The organism is Guptibacillus algicola, from assembly GCF_020171805.1.
GTDB classification, from domain to species: Bacteria; Bacillota; Bacilli; order Bacillales; family Guptibacillaceae; genus Guptibacillus; species Guptibacillus algicola.
Map to the genome: position 1 here is coordinate 940,211 of NZ_JAIVAF010000003.1, position 22,436 is coordinate 962,646.

A 22,436-nucleotide genomic window follows, 5' to 3' on the forward strand; every position below is an offset into this window, starting at 1 on the left:
AAACGCTCGTCTTCGCTTTTCGTATGTCCAGCTGCGGTGGGCTAAATCCTCCGGCTGTTTCGCCCCTTCGGTTGAGACACAAAACGCCTCAGCCTCACGTGCTCCAACATCCTACGGATTTAAAACATGCCCACCTTCGCTTTTCAAGTGTTAATTACTTACACATTGACACATACTATGGTATAAAGGGAATAAGAATTGGTTTCCTGTGTTGGAAAACGATGGAGAGATGAAAAGGAGTGAGTTGTATGGCAATTATCCCTCATGAGAAGAGCTCATGCGGCGGTTTAACGCTACATAAAATTCAGACCGAGAAGTATAAAACGACGACGGTGGTCATGCAGTTTAAGTCTCGTCTTAGCGAGGAGACGGTGACGAAACGAGCGCTTTTGCCTTATGTGCTTCAGAGTGGAACGGAGAATTATCCATCCTCTAAAGCTCTTCGCACTGAACTTGAAAAGCTTTATGGTGCAACGCTAGGTGTAGATTTAGCGAAGAAAGGTGACTTTCATATCATGACCTTTAGAATGGATTTTGCTAATGAGAAATTCCTTTCTGAAGATAAGCCACTTTTAAAGAAAGCATTAGGTTTGTTTGCGGATGTTGTGATGAATCCTAAGAAAGTAGACGGTGCATTTGATTCTTCGATCGTTGATAAAGAAAAGCGCACGTTAAAACAACGCATTCAATCGATTTATGATGATAAAATGAGATATTCGAATATGAGGCTGACTCAGGAAATGTTTCCTAATGAGCCATTTGGCCTACATGTATATGGAATTAAAGAACAGATCGATCAAATCGACGCGAACAACTTATATGAGTACTACGAAAAAGTATGTAATGAAGATGAAATTGATCTTTATTTCGTGGGAGATCTTGATGAGATTTCAATCAAAGACTTAGTAACTGATCTCTTCCCATTAAAAGAAAGAACGGAAGCTTCATCAGCGATTACAGAGAAAGCGCCATTAGAAGTGAAAGAAAGAGAAGTACAGGAAGAGCAAGAGATCAAACAAGGTAAGCTGCACATGGGCTTCCGCTCAGGTGTTAGTTACGCTGATGATGATTATTATGCTCTACAGGTTTTCAACGGAATGTTTGGTGGATTTTCTCATTCTAAGCTGTTTAGAAATGTTCGCGAAAAAGAAAGTCTTGCGTACTACGCAGCGTCAAGATATGAAAGCCACAAAGGCTTAATCATCGTGATGTCAGGAATTGAATTTAAAAATTACAATAAAACAGTAGATATCATTAAAGAACAGTTAACTGCAATGCAGAACGGTGATTTTAATGATGAAGAGATGAATCAGACAAAAACGATGATTCGAAATCAGCTACTTGAGACAGTTGACGATGCAAAAGGCATGGTAGAACTGCTTTATCATGGTGTTGTTTCACAAAAGCTACGTTCTTTAGAAGAATGGTTGGACGGAATCGACGCCGTTACGACAGAGGATGTCAAAAGGGTAGCTGATCAGGTGAAGCTAGACACGGTATACTTCTTAAAAGGGGAGGGAGCTGAATGATGAGAACAATCCCGTTTAATCAGCTGCAAGAAACACTTTATCATCAGACGATGGACAATGGTCTTGACGTATACGTGCTCCCGAAAAAAGGCTTCAACAAAACGTATGCGACGTTTACGACAAAATATGGTTCTGTCGATAACCATTTCGTACCGTTAAATGGATCAGAAGATGTAAAGGTTCCTGATGGAATCGCGCATTTTCTTGAGCATAAATTATTTGAAAAAGAAGACCGTGACGTGTTCCAAGATTTCAGTAAGCAAGGTGCGTCATCAAACGCCTTTACGTCGTTTACGAGAACTGCTTATCTGTTTTCTACTACACAAAATGTCATGCAAAACCTTGAGACGCTTGTTGATTTCGTTCAGGCGCCATATTTTAGTGACGAGAGTGTAGAAAAAGAGAAAGGCATCATCGGTCAAGAAATTGAAATGTACAATGATAACTCTGACTGGCGCGCGTATTTCGGCGTAATTGAAAATATGTTCCATAAACATCCAGTGAAAATCGATATTGCTGGAACGGTAGAGTCGATTGCTAAGATTACAAAAGAATCTCTCTACACATGTTATGAGACGTTCTACCACCCTTCGAACATGGTTCTTTTCGTTGTTGGTAATGTAAATCCAGAAGAAATCATGTCGTTTGTAGAAAGTAATCAGGCTGCCAAATCATACAAAGATCAGCCGCCTATCGAACGATTTTTCGATAAAGAGTCACAACGTGTTGCAGAGAAAAAGAAAGTACTGCCAATGTCCGTTCAAGTTGCCAAATGTCTTGTTGGTTTTAAAGAACCTAACCCAGGACGCCAAGGCAGAGATTTACTTAAGCATGAACTTTCCATCAATCTTGCTCTTGATCTCATGTTCGGTCAGAGCTCAGAGAATTATGAAACATTATACAACGAAGGCCTTATCGATCAGAGCTTTTCTTATGACTTTACAGAGGAAGAAAACTTTGGCTTTTCAGTAGTAGGAAGTAACACAAGTTCCCCTGATGAGCTAGCTGAACGGTTGTATTCGATGGTAGAAGAGTTCTCGAAAAATCCAATCGATGAAGATCAGCTTGAGCGTATTAGGAAAAAGAAAATCGGTAGCTTCCTAAGAGCGTTAAATTCACCTGAATTTATAGCAAATCAGTTCACACGCTATCGCTTCAATGATATGGATTTGTTTGAAGTCGTTCCGGTTTTAGAAGAACTTACCGCAAAAGACGTTGAAAGTGCCGTGAAAGGTCACTTTAAAGAAGAATCATTTACGGTTTGCCAGGTTGTTCCTAAGTAATAAAAGCACCCGTGGGGTGCTTTTTTCCTTGTGATTAAAGATGGGAGGGTGAAAATGAAGAATGTCTTGATTACGGGTGCGAGTGGTGGAATAGGACAAGCGATCATGAGAGAGTATATACAAAATGGTGATCGAGTCTATGCTCATTACCGTTCGAACGAACAGAGCATCAAGGGACTAGCAGCTGAGTTCCCTTCTGCTGAAATCATCCCTGTGCAAGCTGATCTATCAAACAAAGACGAATTGCAGAGTGTATATCGATTCGCACAAAAAGTCGATACCTTGATTTTGAATGCAGGATCAAGCTTTATTGGTCTTCTAACTGATATGGATGATGAGCACATTGATAAGATGATCAATCTACATTTGTCTTCTTCAGTGAAACTTGCCAGGCATTATTCAAAGAGCATGGTGCAGCAAAAACAGGGGAGCATCATCGTGGTTTCCTCTGTGTGGGGGAACTCCGGAGCATCGTGTGAAGTCGTTTATTCAACAGTTAAGGGCGGTCTAAATGCATTTGTTAAAAGCTTTGCAAAAGAGCTTGGTCCGAGTGGTATCCGCGTAAATGCCGTCGCGCCTGGGTATATCGCGACAAATATGAATGCGGCGTTATCTGATGAAGAGGAGCAAGGATTAATCGAAGAGATTCCTCTTGGTCGCTCTGGTAATCCGGAAGAAGTAGCAGACGTTATTTCTTTCCTCGATTCAGAGAAGTCTTCTTACATAAGTGGACAGATTATTTCTGTAGACGGTGCGTGGATTTAACGATATGGTGCATAATTGGAATCCCTTCTAGACAACATATAGGTGATGACCTAATAAAGGAGGGACAAAAGATGTCTGTACTTGATAACTTTGATAGCTGGAAAGGCTTTCTGCATGATCGTTTATCTCAAGGCGAACAGCAGGGGCTTTCTCAAGAAGTAATCTCTGATGTTGCTTATCAAATCGGCGGTTATTTAGCTGATGGCGTAAAAGCAAAGAACGAAGAAGAACAGTTACTAGCTGATCTATGGCATGTTGCTGATGAAGAAGAACAGCATGCGATTGCTAACATGATGGTGAAGCTTGTTCAAGGTCAAAATAAATAATACTGTGCGAGAGGGGTGCTGACACCCTTCTTTTTTTTATTTATTTACCAGTACAGACAAGAAAAGTAAGCTAAATCGTTAATCATCTCTTTTAACCTTCACAAAAATCATTTATGATTAAATAAACATGGGTAAATTGTGAAGTGTTAGGAGTTGCTATATGGAGAAAAAGGAATGGTACCTAGAATACGAAATACACAAGAATAGACCCGGTCTTCTCGGTGACATCGCGTCACTGTTAGGTATGCTCGGAATTAACATCATCACGATCAATGGTGTTGATGATCAGCGTAGAGGTATGCTATTGCTCGTAGAACAAATTGAGCAAATCGAGCGGCTAGAATCAATTTTGAATACGATGGACAATATTACAGTAACCAAGCTTCGTGAGCCAAAACTTCGTGATCGTCTTGCAGTCAGACATGGAAGGTACATACAGCGAGATGCAGATGATAAGAAGACGTTTCGGTTTATTCGTGACGAGCTTGGGTTACTTGTTGATTTTCTTGCAGAAATCTTTAAGCAAGATGGGCATAAGCTTGTTGGGATTAGAGGCATGCCCCGAGTTGGAAAGACAGAATCAATCGTAGCTTCGAGTGTTTGTGCGAATAGAAGGTGGGTATTTCTATCTTCAACAATGTTAAAGCAAACGGTTCGCCAACAAATCGCTGATGATGAAATGAACAGTGATCACATTTTTATTATCGACGGAATTGTTTCTGCGAAAAGATCTTCTGAGAAGCATTGGCAATTGCTACGTGATATGATGAGGTTACCTGCAACAAAAGTTGTAGAGCATCCAGATATTTTTGTTAGAGAAACAGAGTATACGATGAATGATTTTGATTATATAATTGAATTGCGTGATGATCCGGAGCAAGAGATTACATATCAAGTTATCGAAAATCAAGCTTCAGGATTTTCAGGTGGTTTTGACTTTAATTAATTGGTAGGTGTTTTCCATTGACAGAGCTAGGTCAACGATTGAAGAGTGCTCGAAACGATAAAGATTTATCACTCGATGAAATTCAATCCATAACAAAAATTCAAAAACGTTATCTTCTTGCGATAGAAGAAGGGAACTACGAACTGCTTCCAGGTAATTTTTATACGCGTGCTTTCATTAAAAACTATGCGGAAGCAGTTGGCCTTCACGGTGAAGAACTGCTGGAGGAGTATGCCTCTGAAATACCAAAGACAAATTCAGATGTACCAGAAAACCTGCCCCCTAGGCGTACGAGACCAACTCTTACAAGTAAACCGAATAGATGGTCATCCGTATTTCCTTCCGTTCTTGTCATCTTATTGATCATAGGTGTGGCGTGTATTATCTGGTTCGTTGTCCAAGGTAATGATGCGACAACAAGTAAAGATGGTGCATCGAACCAGACAGAAGAACAAGTGTCGAGCGACGAAAATAGCGGGAACGCTCCTGCTTCAGATGAAGTGTCTGACGAGCCTAAAGATGATTCTTCGAAAGAAGAAAACAAAGAGGAGCCAGCTCCTGCTGATACTGAAGAAGAAGAGCCAGAAGAAACAAAAGAGCCAGAAGAGGAAACAGCTCCTAAAATGGAACTCAAAAAAACAGAAGGCAATGCATCAAAATCCACATATGAAATTACAAATGCCGAGAAGTTTGAGATTACTGTAGAAGCGAAAGGAAGCAGCTGGGTTGCGTTAACTGGCAAAAGTAATAAGAAGTATATCTATGAAAGCCTGACGAAAGGCAAAAAAGTAACACATGACTTGACGAAGGAAGCCTCTGCTTCTATACGAATTGGCAGTTCGCCTAACATTACAGTCCTTGTAAATGGTGAGAAGATTGATATCCCAAATGAACCAGTAGTCCAGAATGTTACCTTTAATTATAAAAAAGCAGAGTAGCAGCTTGGGGGGTCATCTTAGTTGAGATGGCCCCTGCTTCTATTCACAATATCCTGGATATGTTTTCCTTTGTGGTAAAAGGGAACAATGATAAAATAGAAAACGATTTTGCTAAATGAACTCTAGGAGGAACATAAGTGAACTTGCCTAACAAAATTACAGTCTCACGAATATTTTTAATCCCTGTTTTTCTTCTTTTTTTACTAGCGCCACTTCCGCTTGGTGAAACAGAAATTGCAGGTGCAACCATTTTAAATGCGCAGTTAATTGCTGCTCTTATTTTTATTGTAGCTTCCGTAACAGATTGGATCGATGGGTATATTGCGAGGAAGTATAACCTTGTAACGAATCTTGGGAAGTTTCTTGACCCCCTTGCTGATAAGCTGCTTGTTACATCCGCTTTCGTATCACTTGTTGAGCTTGGATCAGCACCAGCTTGGGTCGTTGTTTTTATCTTAAGTCGTGAGTTCGCAGTGACAGGATTAAGACTCGTAGCAGCATCTGAAGGAGAAGTACTAGCAGCGAGCAACCTCGGAAAGCTCAAAACGTGGATTCAAATCGTAGCTATCTCTGCACTACTTCTCAATAATATTCCATTCGAAGCGATCGGCCTTCCTTTCGCTACGATCTCCCTATGGGCTGCGTTAATCATCACAGTTTACTCCGGTTGGGATTATTTTAATAAGAACAAAGAGATTCTCCTCAAGTCTCGTTGATTAAAAAGGGAACAGACTATTCTGTTCCTTTTTATCTCTAAAAACATATAAAAGATATATGCAAAACTTTGTGAAGGAGCGTGAGCTAATGAATGCTGAAATAATTGCAATCGGTTCAGAACTATTACTAGGACAAATCGCTAATACGAATGCTCAATTTATATCGAAACGTCTTGCAAATCTTGGTATTAATGTTTTTTATCATACGACTGTTGGCGATAACGGTAATCGTCTCAAACAAGCGATCGAAGTGGCCGAAAGTCGCTCTGATTTACTGATATTCACAGGAGGATTAGGCCCTACTAAAGACGATCTTACGAAAGAAACGATTGCAACTGCGCTTTCCAGGCAACTTGTCTATGATCAGGAAGCAATGGATGATATTGAAGCATACTATAAGAAAACTGGTGGCACGATGTCAGAGAATAATCGAAAGCAGGCTCTTGTCATAGAAGGATCAACCGTCCTTCCGAACGACAATGGGATGGCTCCTGGAATGGCATTCACGAACGATGAGTGTACATACATGCTGTTCCCAGGTCCACCGAAGGAGCTTTATCCAATGTTTACGACGTATGCTGAACCATTTTTGTTAAACGAAATGAAGGATGAGGAGCGAATTATTTCTCGTGAGCTTCGGTTTTTTGGGATCGGGGAATCGAGCCTTGAGACAGAACTTGAAGATTTGATTGATCAACAAACCAATCCAACAATTGCACCGCTAGCAGGTGATTTGGAAGTGACATTAAGACTTACTGCAAGAGCAGCTTCAGAAGAAGCTGCGAGTAAGCTAATCGATACAACAGAGCAAGATATACAAAAGCGGGTAGGAAAATATTTTTACGGCTACGATCAAACCTCCCTCTCTGGTGAAGCGTTTTCGCTTCTTGAAAAGGAAAACTGGACGATTTCAGTCGCAGAAAGCCTTACAGGCGGTATGTTCAGTCAAGAGTTTACAAACATCCCCGGAGCTTCATCGCTTTTTTATGGGGGGATTGTGTGTTACTCTAACGAAGTAAAACAGAAGGTTGGCGTGTCATCTGAAACGCTATCTTCTAACGGCGCTGTTAGTGAAGAATGTGCGATAGAACTTGCAAGAGGTATTAAGAAAATGTATAACACCGATATCGGCATTAGTTTCACCGGCGTGGCTGGACCGGATTCGATCGAAGGAAAGGAAGCCGGCACTGTTTTTATTGGAATGGTATCTCCTCGAGGAGAGGAAGTCATTTGTCTAAAGCTTGCTGGAAATCGAGATGCCATCCGAAAACGAACAGTAAAGTATGGATTTAATACATTATTGAAGTTAGAAAGGTGAATTACGGACGTATGAAGAATTTTGAAGACTTTGATTTATCACCAGAAGTACGAAAAGCGGTTCTAGAAATGGGTTTCAAGGAGGCTACTCCTATTCAGGAAAAGGCTCTTGAACCTATTTTAGAAGGTAGAGATATGATTGGCCAGGCTCAGACAGGAACTGGTAAAACCGCTGCTTTCGGTATCCCACTCATTGAGAAAGTGTCAAAAAGAGGCGGACCAGAAGCAATCATCCTCACACCTACGAGAGAGCTTGCTATGCAAGTTGCTATCGAGCTTCAGAAAATCTCTCGTCACAAAGGGTTGAATGTCCTTGCTGTTTACGGCGGGGAACCGATTTATCATCAGATTCGTGCCCTTAAGAAAGGCGTTAACATTGTGGTTGGTACGCCAGGGCGTATGCTCGATCACTTGAAGCGGAAAACACTTAGAACTGATCACGTTCATACAGCTATCCTCGATGAAGCTGATGAAATGTTGGATATGGGGTTCATCGACGATATTGAGCTAATACTTAAGCAATTACCTGAAAATCGTCAGTCATTATTGTTTTCTGCTACGATTCCAGCACCGATTCGTAAGCTTTCTGGAAAGTACTTGAAAGACCCATTGACAATCTCTGTGTCAAAAGGAGATGTAACGGCGGATACGGTCGAGCAAGTGTACTACAGAACATTTGATAGTGAGAAGTTTGATACCCTTTGTCGTGTTATTGAAAGCGAGCAAGTGCGCCTTGGAATCATTTTCACTAAAACAAAAAAAGGTGCTTCTCAGTTAACTGAATCTCTTAAAAAGCGTGGGTACCGAGCAGAAGAGCTGCATGGTGATCTTACACAGCAGCAGCGTACACGTGTCATGAAGCAGTTCAGACGCTCACAGCTTAATTTCCTAGTCGCTACTGATATTGCAGCTCGAGGAATCGATGTTGCACATGTTACCCATGTCATCAACTACGATATCCCAGAAGATCCAGAGCGCTACGTGCACCGGATCGGACGTACTGGTCGCGCTGGGAACAAAGGTGTTGCGCTAACGTTAGTTACACCGAAAGATATGCGTTTCCTACAGTCGATCGAGTCGAAAATTAAGTTGAACCTTTCCGCTGAGCCGCTTCAGGATGAGTCAGTTGACCTCGAAAAAATTGTGAAATCTGTTGAAAAACAAATGAAAACGCAAAAGCAAGAGTCTACAGCTAGTGAAATAGCAGATTTGCTTCTTTCTAAGTATGATGCACACAGCGTTGTTCAGTCACTTCTTGAGAACGCAATCGAAGAAAAACAAAACACTACTCCTTCTGAATATAATTTCGGTGAAACGGGTGGACAGAACGGTATGGTTCGCTTCTTCTTGAACGTTGGCCGGAACATTGATCTGCATCCGAAAAAGCTACTTGAAGAACTTTCAAGTCTTGCAGGAATCGATTCAGCATCTGTTGGTCGCATCGATATCTTTGAGAAGTTCTCCTTCTTTGAAGTACCAGAAGACGTAGCACCGTTCGTATATGAAGCATTGCGTGCGGGTGGGGTCAGTGGTAAATCGATCCATCTCGAACCTGCTAAACCTCAAAAAAGCAGAGTATAAACATCACACGATCAGCTCGATAGTAGATAGAGCTGATCGTTCTTTATTAGTAATGACCTATGATAAGATGTGTTTGCCCGTTTCTTTACTTGAATGTGCGTGAAATAAAAAAAGACGAATAAATGTTCGGTTTTCTATTGGCAAATCGTCCAAAAAGAGATATGATAGTGATAGTTTAATAACGAGGAGGAATTTTTCGTGAGTGATCGCAAAGCTGCCTTAGATATGGCATTGAGACAAATAGAAAAACAATTCGGTAAAGGTTCCATTATGAAGCTTGGCGAACAGGCGGAGCAGCGTGTTTCTACTGTATCCAGTGGATCGCTTGCTCTTGATATTGCTCTTGGAGTGGGCGGATATCCAAGAGGTCGTATTATCGAAGTTTATGGTCCTGAATCTTCAGGTAAAACAACGGTTGCACTTCATGCGATCGCAGAAGTACAACGTGGTGGCGGACAGGCTGCATTTATTGATGCTGAGCACGCGCTTGACCCGGTATATGCAGAAAAACTAGGTGTTAATATAGATGAACTATTGCTTTCTCAGCCTGACACAGGTGAACAAGCACTTGAAATCGCTGAGGCACTTGTACGAAGTGGAGCAGTAGATATGGTTGTTGTTGACTCTGTAGCAGCTCTTGTTCCTAAAGCAGAGATCGAAGGCGAAATGGGTGACGCTCACGTTGGTCTTCAAGCGCGTTTGATGTCTCAAGCGCTTCGTAAGCTTTCAGGTGCAATCAGCAAGTCTAAGACAACGGCGATCTTTATCAACCAGATTCGTGAAAAAGTAGGCGTTATGTTCGGTAACCCTGAAACGACTCCTGGCGGAAGAGCGCTTAAGTTCTATTCTTCAGTGCGCCTTGAAGTTCGTCGTGCAGAAACACTTAAGCAAGGAAATGACATGGTCGGTAACAAGACGCGTATCAAAGTTGTAAAAAACAAAGTAGCTCCACCATTTAAACAAGCAGAAGTGGATATCATGTATGGTGAAGGTATTTCTATGCAAGGTGAAATTCTCGATATAGGATCTAATCTTGAAATCGTTCAGAAGAGCGGAGCATGGTTCTCGTTTGAAGGCGAACGCCTTGGTCAGGGACGAGAGAATGCAAAACAATTCTTGAAAGAAAATCCTGCCATTCAGGATGAAATTAATTCTCGTGTACGTGCACATCATAACTTAGATGCTGATAAGCAGGTAGACGAAACAGCTGCAGGAAAAGATTCTCTGCTTGAAGAGGATAAATAGAAAGCTTGAGCCGATCGTATTCGATCGGCTCTTTATTGTGATAAACTTATTAGAATCCTCTCTCCACCTTTATGCTTATTAAAACTAGTAATCGATGTCTAGTAAATGGGGATTTTGTCAATACTAGGAATCACCTTATCTTTCTAAACAGCAGGAAAAGATAACGAAAAATTGAGGAACAAAGAGGGATTTGAAGCAATAGTGCCTTCTTTCACTCTCTTGACAACCTCAATGGTGAAAGCTACAATATTAAGTGTATAATTATAATTTTCTAGCAAAATTATAACTTTACTTTTAACAGATGAAATGTGCTGGATTGAAATCTTGCAAGTGGTACAAAGAACTAACATGACAGCAAACCAACAAGTTAATAGCAGGAGGAGGTGAGTTCGATGGATATAACAATCATCATCTCCACTGTGCTTGTCTCTGTAATCGTCGGAGCAGTTGTTGGATTTCTTGTTCGCAAAACGATTGCTGAAGCGAAGATCTCCAGTGCAGAATTAGAAGCGCAACGGATTATCAGAGAAGGTAAAAACGATGCGGAAGCTATGAAGAAGGAAGCTTTGCTTGAAGCGAAGGACGAGAATCATAATCTTCGTGTAGAAGCTGAGCGTGAAATTCGTGAACGCAGAAATGAGTTACAAAAACAAGAGAATCGTTTGGTACAAAAAGAAGAGGTCCTTGATCGAAAAAGTGAGACTCTAGACAAAAAAGAGGATTCCCTCGAAAGAAGAGAGGACGCTCTCGCCAAAAAACAACGACATATTGAAGAGATGGAAAGCAAAGTGGAGGAGATGCTTCAAGAGCAGCAGCGTGAACTGCAGCGAATTTCCGGTTTAACAAGGGAAGAAGCGAAGCAGATCATTATGCGTGAAAGTGAGCAGGAGCTTGAGCATGAACTTGCGCAGATGGTGAAAGAACGTGAGTATAATGCGAAAGAAGAAGCTGATAAGAAAGCAAGAGAAGTTCTATCCCTTGCGATTCAGCGCTGTGCAGCTGACCACGTAGCAGAAACAACGGTATCCGTTGTAAACCTGCCAAATGATGAGATGAAGGGTCGAATCATTGGTCGTGAAGGCCGAAATATTCGAACTCTTGAAACGCTGACAGGGATCGATCTTATTATCGATGATACTCCGGAAGCAGTTATCCTTTCCGGTTTTGATCCGATTCGAAGAGAAATCGCAAGAAATGCTCTGGACAAACTCGTACAGGATGGTAGAATCCACCCAGCGCGGATTGAAGAAATGGTCGAGAAATCTCGCAGGGAAGTGGATGAATACATTCGAGAAGTCGGAGAGCAGTCCACGTTTGAAATTGGCGTACACGGGCTACACCCGGACCTTATTAAAATTCTGGGTCGCTTGAAATTCCGTACAAGTTATGGACAGAACGTATTGAAGCATTCTATGGAAGTTGCATATTTAACTGGACTGATGGCAGCTGAACTAGGAGAAGACGTACAGCTCGCTAGACGTGCAGGTCTCCTACATGATTTAGGGAAAGCAATCGATCATGAAGTAGAAGGAAGTCACGTTGAAATTGGCGTTGAGCTTGCAACGAAGTACAAAGAGCATCCGGTCGTAATCAATGCGATCGCTTCACACCACGGTGATACAGAAGCAACTTCGGTTATCTCTACACTCGTGGCAGCAGCAGATGCACTTTCAGCAGCTCGTCCAGGTGCACGTCGTGAGACACTTGAGACGTACATCAGACGCCTTGAAAAGCTTGAAGAAATTTCTGAGTCATTCGATGGTGTTGAGAAATCATTTGCTATTCAGGCTGGTCGTGAGATTCGAATCATGGTTAAGCCGGACATCGTAGATGACGTAACATCCTACCGACTCGCAAGAGAAATTACCAAAAAAATCGAAAATGAACTCGACTACCCAGGACACATTAAAGTCACGGTCATTCGTGAAACTAGGGCAGTAGAGTATGCGAAATAATAAAGCGATGCCTCGTGCATCGCTTTATTTATTTCTATAAAGCTTAAAAAGCGACCAAGCATTTGATAAACTAAGTAAGAATAGACAGATTGGAGTTGTATTATGAAAATATTATTTGTTGGAGATGTTGTAGGTTCGCCGGGGCGAGATATGGTGTCTCATTATTTACCTCGTCTAAAAAGGAAGTATAAACCAACGTTTACAATCGTAAACGGAGAGAACGCTGCAGGAGGTCGAGGCATTACTGAGAAGATCTATCGTAATTTCTTAGAGTCAGGTGCGCAAGTGATCACCATGGGTAACCATACTTGGGATAATCGTGAGATCTTTGAATTCATCAATCGTGCACCAAAACTTGTGAGACCAGCAAACTTCCCTGAAGGTACACCGGGAAATGGGTCTACAATCGTGAATATAAATGGAACAGAAGTAGGAGTTATTAATTTACAGGGCAGAACATTCCTTCCTGCGATCGATGATCCTTTCAAAAAAGCAGATGAGCTTGTAGATGAAATGAGAAAGCGTACACCTGTCATCTTTGTAGATTTCCATGCTGAAACAACGAGTGAGAAACAAGCGATGGGTTGGTACCTCGATGGTAGAGTCTCAGCCGTCGTCGGAACGCACACACACGTTCAAACAGCTGACGAACGTATTTTACCTCAAGGTACAGCCTACTTAACTGATGCTGGCATGACTGGACCATATGATGGCATTCTTGGTATGGAAAGAGAAGCTGTTATCAAAAAATTTCTGACAACGATGCCTGTTAGGTTTGAAGTCACGAAAGGTCGGGAACAACTTAGTGGGGTCTTTTTAACAGTTGACCCAAAAACTGGAACAGCTAAACACATCGAACGCATCGCAATCAATGAGGATCATCCATTCTACGAATAGGTTTGATGGCCTGAGAAATTAACGGAATCAGCAGGAATACAAGCTTATGGCAAGGAATATAGTCTAGAGTGGCAATGGATGCTCAAATTAAGGAGGGGCTTTCAAAATGGAAATCTTAAAAGTTTCAGCAAAATCCAATCCAAATTCTGTAGCTGGTGCACTCGCTGGCGTCCTGCGAGAGAGAGGTAACGCTGAAATTCAAGCAATTGGAGCAGGAGCGCTTAACCAAGCAGTGAAAGCTGTAGCAATTGCAAGAGGATTCGTAGCACCGAGCGGAGTTGATCTCATTTGTATCCCTGCTTTTACCGACATTCAAATTGATGGCGAAGAACGTACGGCTATCAAGTTAATTGTTGAACCTCGATAAGTGATTCCGTTAAGTTAACCTGTTTGTTTTTACAAACAGGTTTTTTTATACGTTTTGAGAAATACATATAGCAATTGGAGGCTAACTATGAAAATATATGATGCACATTGTGACGTACTAAGTAAGATGTGGAACGATCCTTCTTTGTCATTTCTAGATGGAGAAGATTTGCATACGAACTTAAAAAAAATGAGAAGTGCTGGAGCAAGCTTGCAGATGTTTGCGGTCTATATTCCTGAACGAGTTCCAGATTCTGCGAAATTTGATTGTGCTCTAGAAATGGTGGATATTTTTTATGATCGAGTTGTAAAACCATATGACGATGTTGTAGCGGTATATTCAAAAGAAGAAGCGGTCCGGTTACCTGCGGGCAAAATTGGAGCGATGCTTACCCTAGAAGGCTGCGATGCGATAGGTAGAGAGATTACAAGGTTGAAGACGCTCATCAGGCTAGGTGTCCGTTCTGTAGGACTTACTTGGAATTATGGTAATGCTGCATGTGATGGAATACTTGAGTCAAGAGGGGGAGGGCTTTCTGACTTTGGAAAAGAGATTGTGCAAGTACATAATGAGAACGACGTGTGGACAGATGTATCACATTTGTCTGTCAAAGCATTCTGGGACGTAATCGAGCATGCTGATCATGTGATCGCCACACATTCCAATGTGAAGAAAATCTGTACGCATCCAAGAAACCTTGATGACGATCAGTTAAAAGCACTCATCAAAAAAGATGCTGCCATTGGCGTAACATTTGTACCTAAGTTTCTTAGAAATGATCGAAAAGCAAGCATTTCAGATATTCTAGAACATATTGATTACATTGCTTCCCTTGGTGGAATTTCTAATATCGTCCTTGGCTCTGACTTCGACGGCATCGATCAGGTGCCTTCTGATTTAAGAAGTTATGAAGATTACCCAAAGTTGATAGAGGAATTAGAGCGTCGTTATTCGAATAAGGAAGTGGAAGGCTTTTTATGGAGGAACTTGCTAGAACGAATCCCTTCTTGAGGAATAATTTAGCAATTCGAGCACTAGGGAGCAGGGAATTACATTCCTATTTCGAACTAGTAATGTATGCAAGTGTTTCTCTCACTAGACTAGAAAGGGTGGGGCTTTATGATCGAACAACTTTCATGGAAAGTTGGCGGACAGCAGGGGGAAGGAATAGACAGCACAGGAGAAATTTTTGCCATAGCACTTAATCGTATGGGGTATTATTTGTACGGGTATCGTCACTTTTCTTCCCGTATCAAAGGTGGACATACGAATAATAAGATACGTGTTAGTACAAAAGAGGTGCGCGCTGTTTCAGATGACCTGGACATGCTCATTGCGTTTGATCAAGAGACGATTGACGTAAATGGTCACGAACTGCACAGTGACGGGATTATTATTGCCGACGCAAAGTTTAAACCTGTAAAGCCAGAAGACTGCAAAGCAACTTTAGTCGCCGTTCCTTTTACTGAAATTGCAACAGAGCTCGGTACGTCGTTAATGAAGAATATGGTAGCGATTGGAGCTACGAGTGCAGCCCTTGGTATCGATACTGAAACATATAAAGCCGTTGTTGATGAGATTTTTGGGCGAAAAGGCGAAAAAGTCGTTAATAGTAACATGGAAGCGATACAGCGTGGGGCTGATGCGTTCTTGGAAACAGCAGGCGGGAATCTTAAGGCACTTTCCTTGAAAAAAGCTGATGGGAAGAACCGTATGTTCATGATAGGAAACGACGCGATCGCACTTGGAGCAATTGCTGGTGGAGCAAGGTTGATGGCTGCATATCCAATCACACCTGCTTCTGAAATTATGGAATATTTGATTAAGAAATTGCCTGATTTCGGTGGGACAGTTATTCAAACTGAAGACGAAATTGCAGCAGCCACGATGGCGATTGGCTCTAACTATGCCGGTGTGCGTACCCTTACTGCATCTGCTGGACCTGGACTCTCTTTAATGATGGAATCCATCGGACTATCAGGAATCACTGAAACGCCACTCGTCATTATCGATACGCAGCGTGGTGGTCCAAGTACAGGGCTTCCTACGAAGCAAGAACAATCTGACCTCCTAGCGATGATCTATGGAACACATGGTGAAATACCAAAGATCGTCATAGCGCCGAGTACTGTAGAAGAAGCATTCTATGACTCAATCGAAGCGTTCAATCTCGCGGAAGAATACCAATGTCCGGTCATTTTACTTTCGGACCTTCAATTATCACTTGGAAAACAAACGGTAGAACCTCTTGATTATGAGAAAATCCAGATTCGGAGAGGGAAGTTATCCGATCAAGATATTGAAAAAAGAGAAGATAAGTCTTATTTTAAGCGATTTGAAGTGACAGAAGATGGAGTCTCAACTCGCGTGATCCCAGGCACGAAAAATGGCATCTTTCATGTGACGGGTGTTGAGCATGATGAGACGGGTAAACCATCAGAAGTACCCCAAAACAGGAAAGATCAGATGGAGAAACGTCTGAGGAAGGTGAGCGGGCTATCGTTTGATACTCCTGTCTATAAAAATGATAAACATAATGAACCTGATGTCCTACTGGTTGGTTTCAACTCAACTAGAGGGTCCATCGAAGAGGTGATCCCTCGCTTAGAAGCGGATGGATACAAAGTGAATCACGCTCAGATCCGACTTGTGCATCCATTTCCAACCGATGAGCTTAAACCGATGCTAGATGCTGCCAAGAAGGTTGTGATCGTCGAACACAATGCAACAGGACAGCTTGCTAGTTTAGTGAAAATGAATGCAGGATATGCTGAAAAGATTGAAAGTCTCCTAAAATATGATGGCAATCCGTTCTTACCAGGTGATATTCATCAACAATGCAAGGAGCTGTTAACCCATGGCAACGTTTAAAGATTTCAGAAATCAGGTTAAGCCAAACTGGTGTCCAGGATGTGGAGACTTCTCCGTGCAGGCTGCTATACAACGTGCAGCTGCTAACGTCGGATTAGAACCAGATGATTTAGCTGTTGTTTCTGGTATAGGTTGTTCAGGTAGAATCAGTGGATACATTAACGCATATGGATTTCATGGAATTCATGGGCGTTCCCTTCCGATCGCGCAAGGTGTTAAGATGGCAAACAGAGACCTTACGGTTATTGCATCAGGAGGAGATGGTGACGGGTTTGCAATCGGGATGGGTCATACCATTCATGCCATGCGTCGAAATATCGATATCACGTATATCGTTATGGATAACCAGATCTATGGACTGACAAAAGGGCAGACGTCTCCGACTAGTGCTGAAGGGTTTAAAACGAAAAGTACTCCTTCTGGTTCCATCGAATCGTCACTATCGATCATGGAACTGGCGCTCTCTAGTGGTTGTGGATTTGTAGCACAAAGTTTTTCTACAGATTTAAAAGATCTGGTTGCTCTTATTGAACAAGGGATCGAGCATAAAGGTTTCTCCTTGATCAATGTGTTTAGCCCGTGCGTGACTTTTAACAAAATCAACACGTATGATTGGTTTAAAGAAAACTTGATCAGCCTAAAGGATATCGAAAACTATGATCCTACGAATCGAATGGTCGCTATGCAAACACTTATGGAGCATAATGGACTCGTAAAAGGCTTAATCTATCACAATCCAAATAAGCCGTCTTATCAAGAGTCTGTGACTGGTTATAGTGAATCTCCTCTATCAAAGCAAAACCTCACGATATCAGAGGAGAAGTTTACGGAAATGATGTCAGAATTTATGTAGCAATTTCTGTCCCTCGTTATTCTATGAACGGGGGATTTTATCGTTTGAAAATGGGGCATGATATAGTCCAGAAATAAAACTATGGATGTCCGCGTATAGTGGACATTTTTTCTTTACGATAATTCTTAAAAGTGGTACTATGATTGTGGTAATAGTGTTCAGAGAAGGCTTCAAAAAAGAGAGGTGTTTGTCGTGGAAGGAAAGATGAAAGCGATTGTAAAGCATGAGCGCGGAAAAGGAGCTCAGCTGCAAACAGTCGATATTCCACAAATTGATGAAAATGAAGTTCTAATACAGGTAAAAGCTACTTCTATTTGTGGAACGGATGTACATATTTACGCTTGGGATGAGTGGTCTCAAAGTCGAGTGAATCCTCCATATGTATTTGGTCATGAGTTCGCAGGTGTCGTTGTTGAAAAAGGCGAACGAGTTACGAATGTAGAAGTAGGAGATCACGTTTCTGCGGAAACACACATCGTATGTAATCAATGCCCACAGTGCTTAACGGGACAGTTCCATATTTGTGAAAATACTAAGATTATTGGTGTCGACACAAACGGTTGTTTTGCTGAGTATGTTGCGCTGCCATCTCAAAACATTTGGAAGAACCCTGAGTCTCTTTCATTTGATGTTGCTTCGGTACAAGAACCGATGGGAAACGCAGTTCATACCGTGCTCGCGGGTGATGTTGCAGGTAAAACAGTTGCAATCATCGGTTGTGGCCCGATCGGAATCATGGCGGTAGGAGTAGCGAAGGCAGCGGGTGCTTCACAAGTTATTGCATTCGACTTGAATAACTACAGACTCGATCTAGCAGAAAAGATGGGTGCAACGAGCATTGTTAACTCACGTCATGAAAACCCACTCGATAAAGTGAAGGAATTGACGAATGGTCACGGAGTAGACATTGTCTGTGAAATGTCAGGTCACCCAATCGCAATGAATCAAGGCTTCAAAATGGTGACGAACGGTGGACGCGTTTCAATTTTAAGCTTACCAGTACGCCCGGTTGAAATCGATGTAACGAACGACATCGTGTTCAAAGGAATCACTGTTCAAGGCATAACTGGAAGAAAGATGTTTGAAACGTGGCGTCAGGTTAGTGGCTTATTGCAGTCAGGACAAGTCGATGTTGAACCGATGATCACGCACCACTTCCCGTTAGAAGAGTTTGAAAAAGGCTTTGAATTAATGCTCGAAGGGAAATGTGGTAAGGTAGTATTACATCCATAAAGCTCATATGAGCTTTTTACATAATTAGAAGGAGGCAGGTCATATGAAAGGTTTTGAATATCTCCAAGAAGAACTTGATCAAATGCAAGAGGAGGGTGTATTCCGCAATCTGATCCCTCTTGAATCCGCTCAAGGATCTCGTGTTGAAATCAAGGGAAAAGAAGTTATCCAGCTTTCATCAAATAACTACCTTGGATTGACAGACCATCCAAAAATGAAGCAAGCGGCAATCGATGCAGTTGAGAAGTACGGTGCAGGGACAGGTTCTGTTCGTACAATCGCAGGGACGCTTTCCATGCATGAAGAATTCGAGCGAAAGCTTGCTGAATTTAAACATACGGAAGCTGCCCTAGTATTGCAATCTGGTTTTGCGACAAACCAGGCTGTGCTTTCAGCTATCCTAACAAAAGAAGACGTCGTGATTTCTGATGAGCTCAATCACGCTTCTATCATCGATGGCATCCGCTTAACAAAAGCTGGCCGCCGCATCTACAAGCATACAGATATGGAAGATCTTGAGAAAGCATTGAAAGAAACGCAAGAATACCGCACACGTCTCGTTGTTACTGATGGTGTATTCTCTATGGATGGTAACATTGCTCCTCTTCCTGAAATCGTAGAGCTTTGTGAGAAATATGATGCGCTCGTTATGGTAGACGACGCTCATGCAAGTGGTGTACTTGGTCGCAACGGTCGTGGAACTGTTGATCACTTTGATTTGAACGGTCGAGTTCATATTCAGGTCGGTACATTGAGTAAAGCGATCGGAGTGTTAGGTGGATATGTCGCGAGTACGAAAACGCTTCGTGATTACCTTATCCACAAGGGTCGCCCGTTCTTATTCAGCACTTCTCATCCACCAGCCGTTACAGCTGCATGCTCAGCAGCTATCGATGTTCTAGTTGAAGAGCCAGAGCTTATTGAGAAGCTTTGGGACAATACGAAATTCTTCAAAGAAGGACTTGAGAAGCTAGGATTCGATACTGGCATTAGTGAAACACCTGTAACACCTGTCATTATTGGAGACGAAGCTACGACGCACAAATTCTCTGATCAGCTGTTCGAAAATGGCGTTTTCGCTCAAGGCATCGCATTCCCAACAGTTCAAAAAGGAAAAGCGCGAGTAAGAACGATCGTAACTGCTCAGCATTCAAAAGAGGAGCTTCAGCAAGCTCTTGATGCTTTTGAAAAATCAGCGAAAGAAGTAGGCATTCTTTAAGTAGACTCAGACTGTCGAGATCGGCAGTCTGTTTTTTTCTGTGTACTTCCATAATTAGAAAGCTATCTTAAACATGTTATAGGAGAAAGTTACTGCAAATCAGTTTGTGAGATAAGAGACACGCAATCTTCGCTCCTTTTCATTACAGTCATATTGCTTAAATACGTACAACCCCTTATAATTAGGTAATGTCCACCGTTACAGTGAAATAATAGTAAACTCTAAAGGATCAAACATAAAGAACAAAGGCTATCACGATTAAGTGCAGGAGCCGGTTTTTTTCTAAGTTTAGGAGCATTATGCTTCTTTTCATAGCAGAGTTATCCTTTGACTGGAAAGGAGACGTCATATTTGAACGAAGAACAGCGGCTTCAATCGTCGCAAATTCAATCGCCAAAGAAAACGGAGAAAACCACTGAGGATTTTGCGAAGTACTTTCAAACCACCTATCAGCCACCTTCTTTGAAGGATGCTAAAAAACGTGGAAAAGAAAACGTTAACGTACATTACGATTTCGAAATTCCTGAGAATATAAAGAACCTCGGACAAGATAAAAAGTATCTTATTCGTACATATGGCTGCCAGATGAATGAGCATGATACTGAAATCATGGCAGGTATCTATGAAGGGATGGGCTTTGAAGCAACTACTGTTGTCGAGGAAGCTGACGTGATATTGCTGAACACGTGTGCGATTCGAGAGAATGCAGAAAACAAAGTGTTTGGAGAACTCGGTCACCTGAAGCCACTGAAGATGGAAAACCCGAACTTGATCATCGGAGTTTGTGGATGTATGTCTCAAGAAGAGTCCGTTGTGAATCGAATCATGCAGAAGCATCAGTTTGTTGATTTGATTTTCGGAACTCATAACATTCACCGCTTACCTCAGCTAATGGAGCAAGCTGTATTTGGTAAAGAGATGGTTATGGAAGTGTGGTCCAAAGAAGGTGATATCATTGAGAACTTGCCAAGAACACGTAAAGGCGAGATCAAAGCATGGGTCAACATCATGTATGGCTGTGATAAATTCTGTACATATTGCATCGTACCTTATACGCGAGGCAAGGAGCGAAGCCGTCTACCTGAAGATATTATTCAGGAAGTGAGGCATCTCGCAGCAAAAGGGTATAAAGAAGTTACCCTTTTAGGGCAGAATGTCAACGCATACGGAAAAGACCTTGAAGGTATCGAATATGGTCTTGGTGACTTAATGAATGAGATTCATAAGATCGACATCCCAAGAGTTCGTTTTACAACGAGCCATCCGAGAGATTTTGATGATCGCTTAATTGAAGTTCTCGGGCAAGGCGGCAATCTTCTTGATCACATCCATCTTCCTGTTCAAAGTGGTAGTAATGATGTGCTTAAGCTGATGAACCGTCGTTATACAAGAGAAACGTACCTAGAATTAGTGAAGAAGATCAAGACTGCAATGCCTGACGCTACCTTCACAACCGATATTATTGTCGGATTTCCAAATGAAACTGACGAGCAATTTGAAGAAACAATGTCACTCGTTAGAGAAGTAGAGTTCGATAGCGCTTATACGTTCATCTATTCTCAACGTGATGGTACACCAGCGGCTAAGATGAAAGATAATGTGCCGATGGAAGTTAAGAAGGAGCGATTGCAGCGTTTGAATGCACTTGTGAACGACACGGCAGCAAAGAAAAATGCTGCGTACGAAGGTGAAATCGTTGAAGTGCTTGTTGAAGGTGAAAGTAAAAAGAATCCTGATGTTTTATCGGGTTATACAAGTAGAAATAAAGTCGTAAACTTCAGAGCACCGAAGTCTCTTATTGGTGAACTCGTGCAAGTGAAAGTTACGAAAGCAAAAACATGGTCGCTAGACGGTGAATATATCGAAAATACTGCTGAGGTGAATGCATAATGATTACAAGACAAGAAGTTATCGGAAAAGCAAAAGAGCTTGCTAAGCTCGTTTCAGAAACAGAAGAAGTTGATTTCTTCAAACGTGCAGAAGAAAAAATCAATGAGAACAAAAAGGTTCAAAGTTTAATCGCACGCGTTAAGCTTGAACAAAAAGAAGCGGTTAACCTTCAACATTATGGTAAGCATGAAGCGTTAAAAGAGAAAGACGAGCGCATCGATAAACTAATGGAACAGCTTGATGAAATTCCAGTTGTTCAAGAGTTCAAACGTTCTCAGTCAGATGTGAACGATCTTCTTCAGCTTATTGCAAATACCATTTCAAACACGGTAACAGATGAGATCATCGAATCCACAGGCGGAAACGTTCTAGACGGAACGACTGGATCTTCTCAATCTGGACCAGGGTGTAAGTAAAGAGGTAAAGTCGGGATTTCTTCCCGGCTTTTTTTTTTGTGTTTTTCTTACTAAAAGCACCTTTCATACATCTCCTATCAAGCTTTCAC

The 22,436-nt window shown here is 41.8% G+C and carries 20 protein-coding genes; all 20 read left to right on the top strand.

The window, feature by feature from the left end; genetic code table 11:
* Positions 1-254 precede the first annotated feature (254 nt).
* The 20 genes from yfmF to LCM09_RS12515 all read left to right on the top strand — a co-directional run bounded on the left by yfmF (position 255) and on the right by LCM09_RS12515 (position 22,347).
* Positions 255-1,529 carry an EF-P 5-aminopentanol modification-associated protein YfmF gene (gene yfmF / locus LCM09_RS12420; RefSeq protein ID WP_224883013.1) on the top strand — a complete coding sequence of 425 codons (1,275 nt, stop codon included), beginning with the start codon at positions 255-257 and terminating at the stop codon, positions 1,527-1,529.
* Positions 1,529-2,812, top strand: coding sequence for an EF-P 5-aminopentanol modification-associated protein YfmH (gene yfmH / locus LCM09_RS12425; RefSeq protein ID WP_224883015.1), 1,284 nt, complete (start codon positions 1,529-1,531; stop codon positions 2,810-2,812). The genes yfmF and yfmH overlap by 1 nt, the downstream gene beginning before the upstream one ends.
* A 54-nt stretch (positions 2,813-2,866) precedes the next feature.
* Positions 2,867-3,577, top strand: coding sequence for an elongation factor P 5-aminopentanone reductase (gene ymfI, locus LCM09_RS12430; RefSeq protein ID WP_224882200.1), 711 nt, complete (start codon positions 2,867-2,869; stop codon positions 3,575-3,577).
* 71 nt (positions 3,578-3,648) lie between these two features.
* Positions 3,649-3,903 (top strand): DUF3243 domain-containing protein, encoded by a 255-nt coding sequence (locus LCM09_RS12435; RefSeq protein WP_224882202.1) that lies wholly within the window; start codon positions 3,649-3,651, stop codon positions 3,901-3,903.
* 160 nt (positions 3,904-4,063) lie between these two features.
* The gene (locus tag LCM09_RS12440) at positions 4,064-4,849 is read left to right on the top strand and encodes a DUF3388 domain-containing protein (RefSeq protein ID WP_224882204.1); all 786 of its coding nucleotides are present in this window, start codon (positions 4,064-4,066) and stop codon (positions 4,847-4,849) included.
* Positions 4,850-4,866: 17 nt separating this feature from the next.
* Positions 4,867-5,787 carry a helix-turn-helix domain-containing protein gene (locus LCM09_RS12445; protein WP_224882206.1) on the top strand — a complete coding sequence of 307 codons (921 nt, stop codon included), beginning with the start codon at positions 4,867-4,869 and terminating at the stop codon, positions 5,785-5,787.
* 137 nt (positions 5,788-5,924) lie between these two features.
* Positions 5,925-6,503 (top strand): CDP-diacylglycerol--glycerol-3-phosphate 3-phosphatidyltransferase, encoded by a 579-nt coding sequence (gene pgsA / locus LCM09_RS12450; RefSeq protein WP_224882208.1) that lies wholly within the window; start codon positions 5,925-5,927, stop codon positions 6,501-6,503.
* Positions 6,504-6,591: 88 nt separating this feature from the next.
* The gene (locus LCM09_RS12455; protein WP_224882209.1) at positions 6,592-7,821 is read left to right on the top strand and encodes a competence/damage-inducible protein A; all 1,230 of its coding nucleotides are present in this window, start codon (positions 6,592-6,594) and stop codon (positions 7,819-7,821) included.
* Positions 7,822-7,832: 11 nt separating this feature from the next.
* Positions 7,833-9,401, top strand: a complete 1,569-nt coding sequence (locus tag LCM09_RS12460; protein WP_224882211.1) for a DEAD/DEAH box helicase — start codon at positions 7,833-7,835, stop codon at positions 9,399-9,401.
* A gap of 198 nt (positions 9,402-9,599) precedes the next feature.
* Positions 9,600-10,646, top strand: coding sequence for a recombinase RecA (gene recA / locus LCM09_RS12465; RefSeq protein WP_224882212.1), 1,047 nt, complete (start codon positions 9,600-9,602; stop codon positions 10,644-10,646).
* A gap of 392 nt (positions 10,647-11,038) precedes the next feature.
* A complete protein-coding gene (rny, locus tag LCM09_RS12470) occupies positions 11,039-12,601 on the top strand; it encodes a ribonuclease Y (protein WP_224882220.1) in 1,563 nt (520 codons plus the stop codon).
* 102 nt (positions 12,602-12,703) lie between these two features.
* The gene (locus LCM09_RS12475) at positions 12,704-13,498 is read left to right on the top strand and encodes a TIGR00282 family metallophosphoesterase (RefSeq protein ID WP_224882222.1); all 795 of its coding nucleotides are present in this window, start codon (positions 12,704-12,706) and stop codon (positions 13,496-13,498) included.
* A 106-nt stretch (positions 13,499-13,604) separates the two neighbouring features.
* Positions 13,605-13,865: a stage V sporulation protein SpoVS gene (spoVS, locus tag LCM09_RS12480; RefSeq protein WP_066231967.1), complete on the top strand. Its 261-nt coding sequence runs from the start codon at positions 13,605-13,607 to the stop codon at positions 13,863-13,865.
* Between the two features lie 87 nt (positions 13,866-13,952).
* Positions 13,953-14,876, top strand: coding sequence for a dipeptidase (locus tag LCM09_RS12485; RefSeq protein WP_224882224.1), 924 nt, complete (start codon positions 13,953-13,955; stop codon positions 14,874-14,876).
* A gap of 108 nt (positions 14,877-14,984) precedes the next feature.
* Complete coding sequence (locus LCM09_RS12490; protein ID WP_224882226.1) at positions 14,985-16,736, top strand: 2-oxoacid:acceptor oxidoreductase subunit alpha; 1,752 nt, start codon at positions 14,985-14,987, stop codon at positions 16,734-16,736.
* On the top strand, positions 16,723-17,589 hold the full coding sequence (locus LCM09_RS12495) for a 2-oxoacid:ferredoxin oxidoreductase subunit beta (RefSeq protein ID WP_224882229.1): 867 nt from the start codon (positions 16,723-16,725) through the stop codon (positions 17,587-17,589). The genes LCM09_RS12490 and LCM09_RS12495 overlap by 14 nt, the downstream gene beginning before the upstream one ends.
* A 192-nt stretch (positions 17,590-17,781) precedes the next feature.
* Positions 17,782-18,822 (top strand): L-threonine 3-dehydrogenase, encoded by a 1,041-nt coding sequence (gene tdh / locus LCM09_RS12500; RefSeq protein WP_224882231.1) that lies wholly within the window; start codon positions 17,782-17,784, stop codon positions 18,820-18,822.
* A 43-nt stretch (positions 18,823-18,865) separates the two neighbouring features.
* A complete protein-coding gene (locus LCM09_RS12505) occupies positions 18,866-20,041 on the top strand; it encodes a glycine C-acetyltransferase (protein WP_224882233.1) in 1,176 nt (391 codons plus the stop codon).
* 351 nt (positions 20,042-20,392) lie between these two features.
* Entirely contained in the window at positions 20,393-21,931 is a 1,539-nt protein-coding gene (gene miaB, locus LCM09_RS12510; protein ID WP_224882241.1) for a tRNA (N6-isopentenyl adenosine(37)-C2)-methylthiotransferase MiaB, read from the top strand.
* Positions 21,931-22,347 (top strand): YlbF/YmcA family competence regulator, encoded by a 417-nt coding sequence (locus LCM09_RS12515; protein ID WP_224882243.1) that lies wholly within the window; start codon positions 21,931-21,933, stop codon positions 22,345-22,347. The genes miaB and LCM09_RS12515 overlap by 1 nt, the downstream gene beginning before the upstream one ends.
* The last annotated feature ends 89 nt before the right edge of the window (positions 22,348-22,436 follow it).

Bases quoted from the DNA above. Each gene is read 5' to 3' on its own strand.
- LCM09_RS12455 (WP_224882209.1), top strand. From the start codon at position 6,592: ATGAATGCTGAAATAATTGCAATCGGTTCAGAACTATTACTAGGACAA.
- LCM09_RS12440 (WP_224882204.1), top strand. From the start codon at position 4,064: ATGGAGAAAAAGGAATGGTACCTAGAATACGAAATACACAAGAATAGA.
- spoVS (WP_066231967.1), top strand. From the start codon at position 13,605: ATGGAAATCTTAAAAGTTTCAGCAAAATCCAATCCAAATTCTGTAGCT.
- LCM09_RS12460 (WP_224882211.1), top strand. From the start codon at position 7,833: ATGAAGAATTTTGAAGACTTTGATTTATCACCAGAAGTACGAAAAGCG.
- yfmH (WP_224883015.1), top strand. From the start codon at position 1,529: ATGAGAACAATCCCGTTTAATCAGCTGCAAGAAACACTTTATCATCAG.
- LCM09_RS12505 (WP_224882233.1), top strand. From the start codon at position 18,866: ATGAAAGGTTTTGAATATCTCCAAGAAGAACTTGATCAAATGCAAGAG.
- LCM09_RS12485 (WP_224882224.1), top strand. From the start codon at position 13,953: ATGAAAATATATGATGCACATTGTGACGTACTAAGTAAGATGTGGAAC.
- LCM09_RS12490 (WP_224882226.1), top strand. From the start codon at position 14,985: ATGATCGAACAACTTTCATGGAAAGTTGGCGGACAGCAGGGGGAAGGA.
- LCM09_RS12515 (WP_224882243.1), top strand. From the start codon at position 21,931: ATGATTACAAGACAAGAAGTTATCGGAAAAGCAAAAGAGCTTGCTAAG.
- LCM09_RS12435 (WP_224882202.1), top strand. From the start codon at position 3,649: ATGTCTGTACTTGATAACTTTGATAGCTGGAAAGGCTTTCTGCATGAT.
- LCM09_RS12475 (WP_224882222.1), top strand. From the start codon at position 12,704: ATGAAAATATTATTTGTTGGAGATGTTGTAGGTTCGCCGGGGCGAGAT.
- LCM09_RS12495 (WP_224882229.1), top strand. From the start codon at position 16,723: ATGGCAACGTTTAAAGATTTCAGAAATCAGGTTAAGCCAAACTGGTGT.
- rny (WP_224882220.1), top strand. From the start codon at position 11,039: ATGGATATAACAATCATCATCTCCACTGTGCTTGTCTCTGTAATCGTC.
- ymfI (WP_224882200.1), top strand. From the start codon at position 2,867: ATGAAGAATGTCTTGATTACGGGTGCGAGTGGTGGAATAGGACAAGCG.